Here is a 14,955-nt window from a genome sequence, read left to right on the forward strand (position 1 = left end):
TGAGGACTTGAAACCTACATGAACCCACGGACGCACGGTTGTGTTGGAGACCTGGATCTCATTCGCGACGACTGCCTAACTCGCAGCAGTCGCGGCATTGCGGGCGGCGAGTTGTGCGAAAGCGTGGGTCAGTTCTGCCGGGCCGACGACATCGATGTCGGTGTCGAATCGGTTGAAGGAGGCTGCCAGCGCCGTCCAGGACCATGATCCGGCTTCGAGGCTGCACTGGTCGGGGCCAAGATCTTCGACGGCGCCGTCCTCGACAAAGGGAAGAACATAACTGGCTGGTCGATGGAGAACGACCTTGCCGTGGCACGGCCATTTGTTGATATGTTCCGATCCCTTGAAGCGCGCGGCCACGTATTCGCTCACGTCACCGCCGGGGATCCCCTTCGGTGTGAACCGCGGGCCGTTCGGGGTGCGTGGAGTGATGCGATCGGCGCGGAAGATTCGCCAGTCGTCTCGCTCGAGATCCCACGCGACGAGGTACCAGCGACGCTTGGAGGTCACCAGATGATGTGGCTCCACGCGGCGTGGGGGTGTTATTTCGATGTTGTCATTTGAGCGGCCGTTCGAGTAGTCGAAGCGGAGCACCTCGCGAGCGCGCACCGCTGCGGAAATCGCTACGAGCACCTCAGGGGACACCGAGTCTGCGTCGCTGGAATCGGTCGAAATCGTGGTGAACGTGAGTGCGTCGAGGCGATGACGCAGGCGCGACGGCATCACTTGTCGCACGGTGGTCAGCGCACGCACTGCGTCCTCTTCGATGCCGACGCCGGTCAGCGTCGCCGCCTGCAGAGCGACTGCCAAGGCGATGACCTGATCGTCGTCGAACAGCAAGGGTGGTAGCTCGCTGCCGGCGTCGAGTCGGTATCCGCCGTCCGGGCCCATGGTCGCCGCAATGCTGTAACCCATCTCCCGGAGCCGGTCGATGTCGCGGCGGACCGTGCGGTGGCTGATGTCGAGCCGCTCGGCGAGTAGAGCGCCCGGCCAGTCGCGCCTCGTCTGCAAGAGGGACAGCAGATTCAAGAGCCGAGTGGTGGTCGCCATGTCGTGAGACTACGACGAGTCTAGGACGAAAACAGTCCTATACGGCTGTGAGAGTCGACGTTGTCAGGGAAAACCCGGGCGACGTTCGTACTAGGAGCAGACATGAGCATCAAGACAACGACCCACCTCAACTTCCGCGGAGACGCCCGCGCGGCTCTGGAGTTCTACCAGTCCGTCTTCGGTGGCCAGGTCACGATCGCAACCTACGGCGACTTCGGAATGCCCAAGGATGTGCCTGGCGCTGAGAACATTGTGTTCGGCCAAGTCGAAACCGCGGACGGCTTCAGCGTGATGGCGTACGACATCCCAGGACAGTCGGGCGGTTCGACCGCCAATGCCGGCACGACGCACCGTGAGAACGGCACCACGATCACCGACCAACCGTTCTTCGTCTCGGTTCGCGGTGAATCGCTCGAAGAGGTGCAGGGTTACTGGGCCAAACTCTCTGTCGGTGGATCCATCATCGAGGGTCTTGCCGCGGCGGCGTGGAGCCCCGGATTCGGCATGCTCACCGATGCGTTCGGGGTGACGTGGATCCTCGACGTCGCTGCCGTCGAAAACCCGGCCTGATCATTCAGACGACAAAGCCGCTGGCACCGAAAGGTGTCCAGCGGCTCCAGCGCGTCGGTGCCCGTCTTGCGCCTCTCGGCAAGTGGCCACTCGAAGTGGCAATTCTGGGGTGGTACCCGGGGCAAAGAACCGAACACCGACACCATCTACAACGAACCTCTGCGGAGAGTTATTCCAAGCTGACTTGTGCCGCGGTCAGTCGTGGCCGTGCCCACCGCGCAGCTCCGGCGGAGCTGGGCGACAACGGCTTCGATTGGCTGAGGGGCGCGTCGTAGAACCTCGAGGACTGCCTAAGTGTCGAGATTCCCTGGTCAGTAGGCGAAGCACGAGAACGGCTCAGGCCCCCATCTCGGTGTGAGATGGGGGCCGACGTGAGAGTCGGAATCAGCCAGTGACGCCGGTCAATTCGTTGGGGGCGTGATCGAGGGTGGTCTCGGTCAGGATGCTGCCGTCTTCGAGGTCGACGGCGATCAGCTTCTTCGACGTGGGATCGGTGACGTACGCGGTGTGGTCTTCCACGAAGAGTGCCGGCCTGGGCTCTTGCCACTTGGTGGGCTCGGTCCATGCGTCGATGACGGCGATCTTCTTGGTGACGACGCCGGTGTTCGGGTCGATGACGTGGATGGCGCCGTCGGTGCCGAGCACCAGTGCCTCTCCGTGCGGTCCGCGGCCGAGTGAGCGGAAGGTGTAGCTGGTGCCGAGGTCGACGAGCTTGAGTTCGGACGTCGTCGTGTTGGTCAGCGAGACCCGTTGCGGACGTTCGAGTTCGGCGTCCTTGTCAGTCTTGTAATCACCCAGGACGATGTCCGACTCCTCCGAACCTGCTTGATTTCCGATGCGGCCGTATGCATCCGGACTCTGGACCTTGGTGATCGCTCCGTTCTTGTACACGAGCAACCCGTCCTGGCAGCCCAGTACGATGGCTTCGCCGGCAGCGACTGCTTCGCCGTGGACACCGGGGCACTGTTCGTTGCGTAGGATTTCCTTGCGGTCGGCATCGAGGATGGCAATGCCGTTGCGGGACTCCGAATTTCCGATGGTCGTCAACAGGCTGCCGTCGGCAAGCGCGACCGCAACGCCGTGATGGGGTTCTGGCGTGGTGTACGTCTCGACGCGAGGTTGGCGCTTTGCCAGTTGCGCCGGATCGAAGATCTCGACGAGTCCCGAGCCGTCGTTGAAGAGGACAGTCTTTCCGGCATGGCGTACAACGTGTCCGGGTTCGTTGGCTGCGAACTCGACCTCGGACATCGCGGGATCGGCTGTGTAGTAGTGGGAATGGTCGCCGTGGGCCGAGGACCACGTGCCGGTGTCGAGCACCTTGAACGCCTCACCCGACGAGATCATGACGTGGCGACCGTCGCCGGCCGGGTTGAGTCGCGTGAAGCCGTCGATCTTGGTCTCGCCGACCACGTCGAGCGACGTTGCATCCAGCACCAGGACGCCACCGTCGTAGGAGACTGCGAGACGCGGTGTTGCCGAGGCTTGTTCGGTGGGTGCGGACGCGGTTGTCGTGGTGGTCTCCGACAGGGCCGAGTCCTTGTTGTCGGACGAGCAGCCCGTAACGAGGGCGAGTGAGAGGCCAACTGATGTGGCAAGGGTGAGGCGCCGCGACATGCGGGTGTTGAGGTGCATGGGTATAGATCTACTGCTTAATGTAAATGATTGTCAAAGTCGAGTATGCGAATGTTCGCATGTCGGGCGTGGGCACCGCGCTCGAGCATTCGCGAGCCGATGACCCCGAACACGAGTTCCCAGAAAGGGCGTTCCGATATTGAGCGGTTGAGAACATGCCTGCGATTCTTTTGCCGCGTACGGAATCAGCCGCGTCGAACGCCTCGACATTGGATCATGGCCGTCTGCGTCAGTCATGACCCAGGATTCCAGGGCTGGCAGCAGGCCTGGGCATAGTGTGTATTCCCGCCCAGGTCGGCCGGTGTTCGAGTATGTGGGTCCTGATGTCGGCCTGATGCCGAGGACTCCGAATTCGGTGTTGATCAGGAATCCGGAATCGCTCAGTATCGATCCGAGGGTCTCCGTCAGCGAGTGCATGGTCGAAGGGCATTCCATGCGCCACAGCGTTGTTGGCTGCCGCGCACGCGTAGTAGCCGAAGGGGCTGCGTCCGAAGGATGACGCGTACGCGACGTAGCGACGGCTTCAAGGACCATGTCTTTGGCCCACTGATCCAACTCGAGCAAATTGGCGCCGACGGCGCTTCCGCTTTTAGTTCCAGTGCAGGTTAGGTGGCGTGGTCTTCATGCACCGGTGGGCCCGTGCCTCGCGACGGGGAAGCCGGTTTGGTGGCTTGAATTTGAGGTTCGTCTACTGCTCTCGGGCCGTCGCTCGTTCCGAGTTCAGGTGAGGTGGCGGCTGGGAGGCGTCAGCGTGGCTTCGACGCCCCATCAGGTAAAAGGCGATAGTGGCCGGCGTGATGGTTGCGAGCGCAACGTAGGACATGGCACTGACTGGAGACGGTGCGGGGAAGAAGATTCCGTTGAGATAGATCCATGAGGTTGCGACGGCACCGGCGATCAGTGCTGCGATTGTCACGGCGGTGGCTGCGCGCTCGCGGAAGAGGAGCATCACGGCGCCGATGCTGATGACGACGTATGGGCTCACCCAGAAATAGACGACCAGAGTTGACACTGCGTTATAGATGGAAGGAAGTGGGCCCGTGGCGCCGATCACCAAAGTGCAAATGCCGAAGAGGCCACCGAGAATGATCAGCAGGATTGCGGAAACAGGGCTGTGAAATCGGGAGTGTATGCGTGTGAACCTTTGTGGTAGAAGCTTTTCGGCTGACAGAGTGGCGACGAAGCGGGATCCGTAGTTGACGAATCCGATCAGTGCGGCGAAGGTCGCTACGGCGACAACGAGGTCCGTCATTTGTCCCATTGCGGTCGGTAAGCCCGCATTCTCGGCCAGGGCGGCGGGGGATGATGTGCCGGAAAGGATTTGGTCGGACGTCTCCGTGATTCCTGGTGCCTGTAGGAAGGTTGCGATCACGTACAAGGTTCCAAGCACGATGGGAACACTCATCACGGCGGCCGGCACATTCGTCTTCGGGTCGCGGGTCTCCGCGGCCAGGGCCGCGCTCCCCTCGAAACCGACCAGGAACGCAGTTCCGGATGCGATGCCGGCCACGATCCCGCTGACGGACGCGCCCTGAAGAGTCAGTTGTTCCTGCAGATGTAGACCAGTGTGAATCGCACTCGCCCCGGTAATGGCCAGCAACAGTGGAAGACAAATCGCAGTGAGTAGGACCGCGATTACGATCGAAACATCTAGGCCGCGACAGGTGATCGCCGCGACAATTGCTGCGGAGGCGAGGTAGATCGCGATTTGTGCAGGGCGATCGAGGCCGCCGTTGATGCCGATAGATTGCAGGAAGCTACCGCTGTACGCGCCGATGACCAGCAAAATGCTTGCGACCATCGCCAGATACCCGAGGAACAACGAGGCTGCGATCAGTGACTGTGCCCATCGCCCGAATACTTCGCCGGCGTAGGAGTAGAGCGATCCGGAGGCGACATACCGGCTAGCGAAGACGGTTACTGCTCTGCCGACGCAGATGACTGTCAGCGCTGCGAGCAGAGCAGCGACCCAACCACCGAGTCCTGCGTTGAGTACCAGCAGCATTGGAAACGACGCCATGCCGACGGCAGGGATCATTGACGAGATGGCCAGCGAGGTCAGTTGAAGGCGGCTGAGATGGCCGGATTCAAGGTTGATGGACTCCGTATCAGTCTGTGCTACAGCATTATTCGACGAGTGATTCATGTGTGCGTCCTTGAATTTGTGCACTGTCGAGTGCGGGCAGGGGCTATATGCCGGGATCGGCCGCGATCGCGCGTGTGAGGATCGGGATAGCCCTCAGGAGATGGTGATGTCAGTCACATGACTGAGTCGATCGACTGAGATTAGCTTCGCCCTTGCTGTTCGTCAATGAGTTCCGGGAAATTCCTTGAATGCAGCTGCGGGATTCGGATGATGACGGGCACGACTGCGGCCCGGCGCTGTCGATTGCAACGCCGGGCGGGAAACGGGAAAACTCTAGTGGGGCGGGTGGATCGAATCGATGATGCCGACGATTGCGGACGAGATGGCGTCGAGTTCGGGTGCGCTCACTCCGGTCGCGCCAGTTGCGAGATTTTGCATGTAGATTCCGTCGATTGCGCCGATCGTGTAGCGGGCGAGCAGTGTGGCGTCGCTGCCGGCGATGTCGGTTGCGTGCCGAAGCTCATCGGCGAAGGCGGATATGTACGTCGTGTAGCTGGCTCTGGCGAGTTCGGCCTTGTCCGGATTGCGCAGCGCCCACAGCAGCAGCTCGTATTGGGCGATCGGGACGTCCCGATCGGCGTGGAGAAGATCTTGGAAGCGTTCGAGCAATGAACGGATGATCTCTTGACGTGTCCAGCCAGTTGTCGGTACCAGGCGTGATCCCACTGTGGTGGCACGAAACATGTCGTCCACGGCGGTATAGATCTCTCCTTTGCCGTCGAAACTGTAGTGCAACGCAGCGAGGTTGACTCCGGCTTCGTCGGCGATGCGGCGGGTGGTCGCCGCGGCCAGTCCGTCGCGAATGATGACTCGGGCGGCGGCCTTGACGATCGCAGTCCGCCGCTCGGATGCTGTCAGATACGCCATTCGCTTTACCGTTCACCTTCTCGTTGTCGTGGGACTCCAGGGGTCGAGCGTATCGATGTCACTCAGCGTGCGTGACACCCTGGTCGATCCTTTATCTGCCCGGTGCGTTCCGGGTGCGTCGTTGCCGCTCTTCGGGATCTCTTGCAGTTTGCCTATTGACGCTAGCTCCGATCCGCCATAATCTCAGTCACATGAGTTAGTCATGTGACTGACTTCATTGCTCGACTATAGCGCTTGGCAGATCACACCAGGGCGAGAGCTGCGACATCGCACAAAACCGCGTCTCTCTGACGCGCAACCAAATCGCTTGCCCCATGCCCCGAAACTGGAGGGACCACCCCATGACCGACATCCGAGAGCGGGTGGATACAGATCCACCGCGACCCGATGAATCCCATACCCGGTGTGCGCCCGACGTCGCCGTCACGATGGAGTTCGACCCACCCCCGTTGGTACGAGCTGTCGTGACCCGCCTGCGCGTTGCTCTCGATTCCGACTCAGGCAGGAAAGCTCTCGAGGCAATGCCCCCCGAGGTCGACCTGCAGTCGACCAGTGATCCGCAAAGCGCGCGATTGACTCGAACAGCAACCGGCGTGCACGTCAGTAGCCCCGAGGGGTCGACAGTTCCTGTTGTCGGAATCAGCGTCGACGAACTGGCGATATCCGAGGACGAGCCCCTGGCGGGCACTGCGAATGTTGCCGCGTTAACCCCTCTTATCGAACCAGAGCCACCGACGCTGGACATCGCAGCGTGTGAATTCTGGGAGAAAGCTTCGGGCCTGCCTGGAATGCCCGGATTGTCATTGGCTGCTCTCGACACGGGCGCAGCCGTGCACGTGGGGCCGACAACGGATGCGTATGAAATTCACGGGCTCGAGATGGATCTACGTCGACTGCTAGCGGGTTTCGAGTTGTTCGTCTATTCCCTGCGCGCAGGGAAGTTCTACATCAAAGGCACGAACCGACAATTGTCGGTCGTCGCGGGAGCATCAATGAAGGCGGTCCTCCATGTCTGACACGACGAACCTCGGTGAATGGATCGGCAACAATTCCGTTCGCACGATTCGCGCACAAACCGTGACGTTGGATGGTGCCTTGGTCGGAAAACATCTGTCACCCAAAAAGTTTGAGTCCGGAGCGCAATCGGGCTGGGGATTCGCTGATATCGCCCTCGCAGTCGATCTCGGGAACACCGCTCAGCTCGGATTCGATTTCGGTGATTGGCGCGGTGAGATGCACGACGTCTTCCTTCGTCCCGACCTTACGACTCTGTCAACCGACGCATCACTACCAGGTCTCGCCACGGTGATGTGTGATCTGGTCGATCAACACGGGGCACCGCTTCCAGTGTGTTCGCGATCCACGCTCGCACGTGTGGTCAAAGAGCTTGCCGAGCTTGGATTTACAGGTAAGGCGGCCGTGGAGATCGAGGCCACGGTGTTCGAAGAGTCGATCGAGCAGGCCCGCGAACAGCGTTTCACGAACCTGCATCCACTCGGCGGTACCCAGGGCGCGATCTACCTGTTGAGCAGATCACGGGACTACACGACGCTCATGGACGCAATAGCTGACCGCATCGAACGGGCCGGAATCCCTTGGGAAGGCTGGGCAGACGAGTCCGCGCACGGCCAAATCGAAGTAAATCTCCCACCGACCGACATTCTCACCGCAGCGGACTGGTACGTACGAACGAAGCAGATCATGCGGGAAGTCGCCTACGAGCACGGTCGCACCATCACCTTCATGGCTCGGTGGTCGCCGGACCAGTTCGGGCAGGGCGCTCACATCAACCTTTCGCTTCAACAGGACGGACGGAACGCCTTCTTCGATGAAGTTGAGCCCTCGCACCCGTCGGAGACGATGCGGAACTTCATCGGTGGCGTCCTCGACACAATGGCGGCGGCCAGTTCTTTCCAGTATCCGACCGTGAACTCATACCGCAGAATCGCAGAATTCGACGGACCTCCCACCACCGTCACGTGGGGTGTTGACAACAAGAGCGCGGCCGTTCGAGCCGTCTGCACGACCGAGAAGCTCTCTCGTGTCGAGTATCGCGTCCCGTCGGCGGACGTGAACATCTATCTGTCGATGGCATCGTTCCTTGCCGGCGGTCTGATCGGCCTGCGCGATCACAGCGATCCTGGCCTCGAATGCACCGTCATGGCCTGGGGATTGCCGCCGGGAACCCCGAAGTTGCCAGCCAGCCTCTCTCGAGCGATCGCGGAATTGAGTGGCGATGTAAACCTGACGGAGGTTTTGGGGCGAGAGCTGGTGGAGTACTGGATCGGCACGCGCCGGTGGGAATGGTTGCAGTTCTTTACCACTGGGGGAGACCCGGCCGCAGGAGTCTCCGACTGGGAGCTCGAACGCTACTTCGAGCACGTCTGACAACGAGGACAGGTCTGAAGATGAAAGCAGCAATACTGAACGCTGCCCCTGGTCGGCTCGAGTTCGAAGAACTCGACATCGACGTGGCCGGACCTCGAGAAGTTCGCATACGTACAGCAGCCGTCGGGCTGTGTCATACCGATCTGCACTACGTGGACGCGCTCTGGCGAACAGAACTTCCGGAGGTGCTCGGTCACGAGGCATCGGGCATCGTCGAATCGGTTGGGTCAGACGTCACGGCTGTAGCGCCTGGCGACCACGTCGTGACGTGCATGACAGCTTTTTGTGGCCGATGCCGATACTGCATTGCAGGTCGACTCACCCTCTGCTCCAATCATTCCCGCCTCCGCTCGCGGCCCCAGCCGGCGTTGACGACCAAGGCCGGGCGCGCAGTGGGACGAATGGGTGGCATCGGTGGATTCGCCGAACAGATGCTCGTGCACGAGAACAGCGTCGTCCGCGTCGACGATTCGGTACCTCTCGATCGCGCGAGTTTGCTCGGGTGCGCCACCATCACCGGCGTCGGGGCGGTCTGGCACAGTGCTCGCATCGAACCAGGGTCGTCGGTTGCCGTCATCGGTTGTGGAGGCGTGGGGCTTTCGGTAATTCAGGGCGCCCGGCTAGCCGGCGCGGCCCGGATCATCGCGATCGATGTGGACCAGCGAAGTATCGATCAGGCTCTTCGAGTCGGGGCGACTGCGTCAGTGAACGCGGCTGAGATCGAGCCCGTCGACGCCGTACGCGCGTTGTGTCCGGGTGGGGTGGACTACTCATTCGAGGCGATCGGCCGCAGAGTCACTGTCGAGCAGGCATTCTCGATGCTCGCTCCCGGCGGAGTGGCCACGGTCCTCGGCATGGTTCCTGATGACGAGCCGCTGCGGATCACAGCGTCGGAATTGTTTTTCCAGGAGAAGCGATTGCAAGGCTCCCTCCTCGGGTCGAACCAATTCCCGACCGATATTCCGCGATTGGCCGAGCTGTACGTCCAGGGCCGACTCGAACTCGACGAGATGATCTCGTTGCGAGTCCCCTTCGACGAGATCAACACAGGAATCGCAGCGCTTCGTGAAGGAGGGGTGAATCGTGTCGTCGTCGAATTCGCCTGAGCGTGCGCGTCGCCCATTGATCGGAGTGACCGGTCGGCGCTCGAGCGCGGAACGCCTGGCCGTCGAACCTCGGTACCGCCATCTCGAGTTCGACATGCACTACTCCGATTTTCCCACCCGGCTGTCGTCCGAAGGCGCCCTGGTCGTCCAAATTCCCTATGAGGCAAGCGGAATCGACCTGATTGAGCGGCTCGACGGAATAGTCATCTCTGGTGGGCAGGATGTTCACCCCGAAACACTGGGTATCGACGCCGCGCCCACCGACCCGGACAGTGACCCGCGTCGAGATGCGTATGAGATCGAATTAATATCGGGTGCAGTAGAACTCGGTACTCCACTGCTGGGTGTCTGTCGCGGGATGCAGATGCTGAATGTGGCATTGGGAGGCACGCTCGTGCCTGATCTTCCGACCATAGACATCAACCACAAGTCACCAGGACTGGGCATAGCCGAGGAGACCCACCCCGTACGGATCGCCACTGATTCGACGGTGTTCGAGATATACGGCGCACACGTAGAGGTCAACTCCTTGCACCACCAAGCAGTGGACCGGCTCGGCCCGGGCCTCACTCCCAGCGGGTGGGCTCCGGACGGTGTCGTCGAAGCGGTGGAGATGCGCGGGAGACCGATCGTCGGCGTCCAATGGCATCCGGAATGGCGCCGGAAGGACCCCGTCTTCGCTTGGTTGGTCCAGGTCGCTCTCGCGCGAAAGGAAGTGCTCGATGGAGTTGCATGAATACTCGGACATGGACGCCACGGATCTGAAATGTCGACTCGACCGGAAAGAAGTAACCCCTGCTGAAGTGCGCGAAGCCGCACTAGCTGCAATCTCCCACGTCGACACGCACCTCGGTGCCACCGTCGGTCCTCCACTCGACCCACCACCGACGTATTCCACATCCGGTCCTTTCAGCGGAGTTCCGTTCGCGCTCAAAGATCTCCTGTGCACTGCGGCGGGGATAGCGAACGAGAACGGTAGCGCAGCAACCGCAGGCTATATCGCCACACGTGACTCCGATCTGATGGCTAGGTGGCGCGCTGCCGGACTGTCCGTGACCTGTCGCACTGCCACACCAGAATTCGGATTCAGCGCAACGACGGAATCGGCAGTGAACGGTCCTACCCGCAACCCCTGGAACCCACAGCGGGTCGCCGGTGGATCCAGCGGTGGCTCCGCGGCGCTCGTTGCCGCCGGGGCCTTGCCGTGGGCGCACGCCAACGACGCCGGCGGATCCATAAGAATCCCTGCCGCACTGTGCGGGGTGGTGGGACTCAAACCGACCCGCGGGCTCGTTCCACCCGGCCCGGATTCGGATGAACCGCTCTTCGGCCTCACGACTGAGTTCGCGGTCACCCGGACAGTTCGCGACGCCGCCGCGTTGATGGACGTAGTGCACGGCAGCGCACCGGGGGACCGGTACTTTCAGCCGCGTCGAAGCCCCGGCCACTACAGCCGAGCAGTCGGCCGGCGACCGAAAGGCCTCCGGATCGCTGTGTCGACCGAATCACCTGGCAGTCGTTACGCTGCGGACCCCGCCGTGACAGCCGAGGTGATGCGCATCGCGCGCTTGCTCGAACAGTTCGGCGGCCACGTCGAGATTGCGGCACCAGATGTTGACCCCGAACTGTTTCGGGATCTCAATCTCACTTTCTGGTCTGCGTCGATCGCAGAGTCCATGCGCGCACTGACCGGAGTACGCGCCATCGAGGACATGTACTCCTCGCTGGAGAGCTCGACTGCCGCCATGGTTCGTCACGGATTCACCGTGGAATGGGCGGACATCGCCCGCGCCCGCCGCTACCAGAATCACCTGACCCGTGGCACGGCGAGCTTCTTCGAATTCTTCGACCTCACTCTCACGCCCACCACACCGACGACCGCCTGGCACGTCGGCGAACTCGACTCCAACCGGCGGGGTATCACCGCCGGCGAGTGGGTGGACACCTTGGCGAAGTACTCGCCCTTTACTGTCATCTACAACGTCACGGGCCAACCGGCTATCTCCATCCCCACAGGAATGTGTGACGGACTGCCGATCGGAGTGCAGCTCGCCGCAGCTCCCGGCCGTGACGATCTGTTGCTTGCCGTGGCCGCGCAACTCGAGGAAGCCGTCCCATGGGCAGGCCGCGTCCCACCGATTCATGCCGGCAAGCCGCTCCTCCCAGAAACGGAAAAAATGCCGACCCTCTACTCGGAAACGGAACGCACATGAACACCCGCGAGGAATGGACACGATTCGCGACGTCAATCGAAGCGCCATCGGCTATGTGGCTGAACGGTCAATGGTTCAACGGTGACGGGAGTGAGCGCCACCATGTCTTATCCCCGCATGACGACACCGTCGTAACCAGTGTCCCGCTGGCCACTCACGCCGACGTCGACAGAGCCGTCGAAGGTGCTCGCGCGGCGTTTCTCGATGGCCGGTGGGCGAGGATCAGTGCGCGCGAGCGTGGTGCGGTACTGCAGCGGTGGGCAGAGCTCGTCTACGAGCACCGCGACGAACTCGCTGCGCTCATCACACTCGAGATGGGTAAGCCGATCCAGATGGCACGTGATATCGAGCTGCGCGCCGTCGAGAACACCTTCCGCTGGTATGGAGAACTGGCTGACAAACTCTACGACGAGTCGCCACGCGGCCTGATCGATGCGGTCGCGTTGGTGAGCCGTGAGCCGGTGGGGGTGGTCGCGGCGATCACCCCATGGAACTTCCCACTCACTCTCAGTAGTTGGAAAATCGCCCCTGCGTTGCTTGCAGGCAACAGCATGGTCATCAAGCCCGCTACACAGTCACCGTTGTCCTTGCTTCGCTTGGCTCAGCTGGGTTCGGCTGCAGGACTTCCCGACGGCGTGCTGCAAGTTGTCACAGGTAGCGGTGGACAGGCCGGAGCTGCCCTTGCTCGCCACAACGGCGTCGACTGTCTCACCTTCACCGGATCACCGGACGTCGGCAAACAGCTGCTGATCTACGCGGGTGAGTCGAATGCGAAACCCGTGCATCTCGAACTCGGCGGCAAGAGCCCACAGTTGGTATTCGCCGATGCTCCGGACCTCGCCGTTGCAGCGCGCACCGTGGCGTGGGCAATTACCTTCAACGCCGGACAGATGTGCACTGCAGGTGCTCGCTTGTTGGTCGAGGAAACGATCGCGGATCAATTCGTCGCCGAGGTCGTTTCGGAAATCAAGCGCTGCACTGTCGGTGACCCTTTCGATCCCGATACCCACATCGGGCCCGTCGCGAGTCGGGCGCATCGCGCGGACGTCCTCGAACACGCGAGAACTGCTCACACAGAAGGCGCAACGCTCGCCCACGGTTCGCTGCAGGAACGAGCAGGTTCGGGGGCGTACCTGGATCCGATCGTGTTCACCGATGTTCAGGCCGAGCACCGCCTGTTCCTCGAAGAAGTTTTCGGACCGATCCTCGCAGTCACCCGTTTCACTGACGACGCTGACGCCGTCAGGTTGGCTAACGCCACACCGTTCGGTCTCGGAGCGGGGGTGTGGACGTCGAATCTCACACGAGCCCATCGGCTCACGCGCGAAATCGACGCAGGTCTTGTCTGGGTGAACTGCTACGAGGAAGGGGATCTCTCCGTCCCCTTCGGCGGTCGCAAACTCTCAGGCCACAGTGTGGACAAGAGCATCCATGCACTCGACAAATTCACGTCGACGAAGTCGACGTGGATCCATCTCTGAACAAAGGCACAGCACATGTCATCACGGGTCAACGACGGCCACATCGCGATCATCGGAACCGGGTTTTCCGGGCTGTGCATGGCGATCGAACTGAAGAAGAAGGGCATCGACGACTTCGTCCTGTACGAACGCGCCGACGATGTCGGCGGAACCTGGCGCGACAACACATACCCAGGGGCAGCCTGCGATGTGCCCAGCGTGTTGTATTCCTACTCCTTCGCTCAGAACCCGAACTGGACCCGTATCTTCCCGCCATGGTCGGAACTGCTCGACTATCTCAGATCTGTTGCTGCGCAGTATGATTTGCTGCCGCACATCCGCTTCGGTGTCGAGGTCTCCGAAATGCGGTTCGACGAGGACCGGCTCCGGTGGAACATCCAGTTCGCATCCGGCGAATCAGTGACGGCGGCCGTTGTCGTCAACGGCTCAGGGGGCTTGAGTAATCCGTACATCCCGCAGCTACCCGGACTGGAATCATTCGAGGGTGCCGCATTCCACTCCGCCAAGTGGCGACATGACCTCGACATGTCGGGAAGGCGTGTCGCGGTGATAGGTTCCGGCGCCAGTGCGATCCAGTTCGTCCCCGAAATCGCCCCGCACACCGAGACCCTGCATGTGTTTCAGCGATCACCCAACTGGGTCATGCCACGTGGTGATGCCGCGCTGTCGCCCGCCACCCGCGAAAGATTCTCACGGCGTCCTTATCGTCAACGGTGGCTGCGATGGCGGACCTACTGGGCATTCGAAAAGCTCGCCAGCGCCTTCCTCGGAAATCGCAAACTCGTCGAACAGTACCGATCCCAGGCGCTCGCCAATCTTCAACAGCAAGTGCCGGATTCGGACTTGAGGCAGAAGGTCACCCCAGATTACGATCCCGGCTGTAAACGTCGCTTGATATCCGACGACTGGTACCCCGCGCTGCAACGGGAAAATGTGCACTTGAACACCTCGGGGGTTTCCGAGATCCGCCCGCATTCGATCATTGACTCAGAGGGAGCGGAACACGAAGTCGACACCCTGATCTTCGCGACGGGATTCCAGGCAACCAGCTTCCTGGCACCGATGAAAGTATTCGGCCGCGAAGGAGTCGAACTCTCCGACAGTTGGCGCGAGGGCGCCGCAACAAAGCTCGGGCTTGCATCCGCCGCGTTCCCGAACCTGTGGTTCCTCAACGGCCCGAATACCGGTCTCGGTCACAACTCGATCATCTTCATGATCGAAGCACAAGCCAGATACATCGCTTCGGCAGTGCAGTACATGCGCCGAAAGAGTATCTCTGCCCTCGAACTCGATCGCACCGTCCAGACAGGCAGCTACGCCGCCACCCAAGAACGCATGCGCCGAACTGTATGGGCATCGGGTGGCTGCGACAGCTGGTATCAATCCGCTGACGGTCGAATCGACACCCTGTGGCCGGCCAGCACAATCGAATACTGGTTGCGCACCAGGCTATTCCGCAAGTCCGACTTCCGTGCACTGACGACAGGCAAAGGATGAACAAC

12 protein-coding genes are annotated in these 14,955 nt (G+C 61.3%); 8 read left to right on the forward strand and 4 right to left on the reverse strand.

The annotated features are described in order from the left end of the window. Positions 1-75 precede the first annotated feature (75 nt). Positions 76-1,050, reverse strand: a complete 975-nt coding sequence (locus tag H7C86_RS25095) for a YafY family protein (RefSeq protein WP_182262425.1) — start codon at positions 1,048-1,050, stop codon at positions 76-78. A gap of 102 nt (positions 1,051-1,152) precedes the next feature. Here H7C86_RS25095 and H7C86_RS25100 point away from each other — a divergent pair, with 102 nt between their 5' ends. After that, positions 1,153-1,620: a VOC family protein gene (locus H7C86_RS25100; protein WP_182262426.1), complete on the forward strand. Its 468-nt coding sequence runs from the start codon at positions 1,153-1,155 to the stop codon at positions 1,618-1,620. A gap of 384 nt (positions 1,621-2,004) precedes the next feature. Here H7C86_RS25100 and aztD read toward each other — a convergent pair whose 3' ends face one another. The 3 genes from aztD to H7C86_RS25115 all read right to left on the reverse strand — a co-directional run bounded on the left by aztD (position 2,005) and on the right by H7C86_RS25115 (position 6,265). After that, positions 2,005-3,252 (reverse strand): zinc metallochaperone AztD, encoded by a 1,248-nt coding sequence (gene aztD / locus H7C86_RS25105; RefSeq protein WP_182262427.1) that lies wholly within the window; start codon positions 3,250-3,252, stop codon positions 2,005-2,007. A gap of 688 nt (positions 3,253-3,940) precedes the next feature. Beyond that, positions 3,941-5,398: an APC family permease gene (locus H7C86_RS25110; RefSeq protein WP_259349291.1), complete on the reverse strand. Its 1,458-nt coding sequence runs from the start codon at positions 5,396-5,398 to the stop codon at positions 3,941-3,943. Positions 5,399-5,671: 273 nt separating this feature from the next. Beyond that, complete coding sequence (locus tag H7C86_RS25115; RefSeq protein ID WP_019745642.1) at positions 5,672-6,265, reverse strand: TetR/AcrR family transcriptional regulator; 594 nt, start codon at positions 6,263-6,265, stop codon at positions 5,672-5,674. Between the two features lie 341 nt (positions 6,266-6,606). On the opposite strand from H7C86_RS25115, the gene H7C86_RS25120 reads away from it, so the two are divergent. From H7C86_RS25120 to H7C86_RS25150, 7 genes are read left to right on the forward strand one after another with little or no spacing between them, the layout of a single operon-like run. Beyond that, positions 6,607-7,281: a hypothetical protein gene (locus H7C86_RS25120; RefSeq protein ID WP_019745641.1), complete on the forward strand. Its 675-nt coding sequence runs from the start codon at positions 6,607-6,609 to the stop codon at positions 7,279-7,281. Continuing rightward, on the forward strand, positions 7,274-8,653 hold the full coding sequence (locus tag H7C86_RS25125; RefSeq protein ID WP_020971041.1) for a glutamine synthetase family protein: 1,380 nt from the start codon (positions 7,274-7,276) through the stop codon (positions 8,651-8,653). The genes H7C86_RS25120 and H7C86_RS25125 overlap by 8 nt, the downstream gene beginning before the upstream one ends. Before the next feature lie 20 nt (positions 8,654-8,673). After that, on the forward strand, positions 8,674-9,759 hold the full coding sequence (locus tag H7C86_RS25130) for a Zn-dependent alcohol dehydrogenase (RefSeq protein ID WP_029256442.1): 1,086 nt from the start codon (positions 8,674-8,676) through the stop codon (positions 9,757-9,759). Then, the gene (locus H7C86_RS25135; RefSeq protein ID WP_029256441.1) at positions 9,737-10,495 is read left to right on the forward strand and encodes a gamma-glutamyl-gamma-aminobutyrate hydrolase family protein; all 759 of its coding nucleotides are present in this window, start codon (positions 9,737-9,739) and stop codon (positions 10,493-10,495) included. The genes H7C86_RS25130 and H7C86_RS25135 overlap by 23 nt, the downstream gene beginning before the upstream one ends. Then, the gene (locus tag H7C86_RS25140) at positions 10,482-11,972 is read left to right on the forward strand and encodes an amidase (RefSeq protein ID WP_259349292.1); all 1,491 of its coding nucleotides are present in this window, start codon (positions 10,482-10,484) and stop codon (positions 11,970-11,972) included. Before H7C86_RS25135 ends, H7C86_RS25140 begins: the two co-directional genes overlap by 14 nt. After that, complete coding sequence (locus H7C86_RS25145) at positions 11,969-13,453, forward strand: aldehyde dehydrogenase family protein (protein ID WP_019745636.1); 1,485 nt, start codon at positions 11,969-11,971, stop codon at positions 13,451-13,453. Before H7C86_RS25140 ends, H7C86_RS25145 begins: the two co-directional genes overlap by 4 nt. Positions 13,454-13,468: 15 nt before the next feature. After that, positions 13,469-14,950, forward strand: a complete 1,482-nt coding sequence (locus H7C86_RS25150) for an NAD(P)/FAD-dependent oxidoreductase (protein WP_029256439.1) — start codon at positions 13,469-13,471, stop codon at positions 14,948-14,950. Positions 14,951-14,955: the final 5 nt, after the last annotated feature.

The sequence above is a fragment of the Rhodococcus sp. UFZ-B548 genome, from assembly GCF_903819475.1.
In the GTDB taxonomy this organism is placed as follows: Bacteria; Actinomycetota; Actinomycetes; order Mycobacteriales; family Mycobacteriaceae; genus Rhodococcus_F; species Rhodococcus_F erythropolis.

What these genes read in the sequence shown, in the direction of transcription:
- H7C86_RS25095 (WP_182262425.1), bottom strand. Translation starts at nt 1,050, where the DNA reads ATGGCGACCACCACTCGGCTCTTGAATCTGCTGTCCCTCTTGCAGACG.
- H7C86_RS25125 (WP_020971041.1), top strand. Translation starts at nt 7,274, where the DNA reads ATGTCTGACACGACGAACCTCGGTGAATGGATCGGCAACAATTCCGTT.
- H7C86_RS25130 (WP_029256442.1), top strand. Translation starts at nt 8,674, where the DNA reads ATGAAAGCAGCAATACTGAACGCTGCCCCTGGTCGGCTCGAGTTCGAA.
- H7C86_RS25100 (WP_182262426.1), top strand. Translation starts at nt 1,153, where the DNA reads ATGAGCATCAAGACAACGACCCACCTCAACTTCCGCGGAGACGCCCGC.
- H7C86_RS25120 (WP_019745641.1), top strand. Translation starts at nt 6,607, where the DNA reads ATGACCGACATCCGAGAGCGGGTGGATACAGATCCACCGCGACCCGAT.
- H7C86_RS25150 (WP_029256439.1), top strand. Translation starts at nt 13,469, where the DNA reads ATGTCATCACGGGTCAACGACGGCCACATCGCGATCATCGGAACCGGG.
- aztD (WP_182262427.1), bottom strand. Translation starts at nt 3,252, where the DNA reads ATGCACCTCAACACCCGCATGTCGCGGCGCCTCACCCTTGCCACATCA.
- H7C86_RS25115 (WP_019745642.1), bottom strand. Translation starts at nt 6,265, where the DNA reads ATGGCGTATCTGACAGCATCCGAGCGGCGGACTGCGATCGTCAAGGCC.
- H7C86_RS25110 (WP_259349291.1), bottom strand. Translation starts at nt 5,398, where the DNA reads ATGAATCACTCGTCGAATAATGCTGTAGCACAGACTGATACGGAGTCC.
- H7C86_RS25145 (WP_019745636.1), top strand. Translation starts at nt 11,969, where the DNA reads ATGAACACCCGCGAGGAATGGACACGATTCGCGACGTCAATCGAAGCG.
- H7C86_RS25140 (WP_259349292.1), top strand. Translation starts at nt 10,482, where the DNA reads ATGGAGTTGCATGAATACTCGGACATGGACGCCACGGATCTGAAATGT.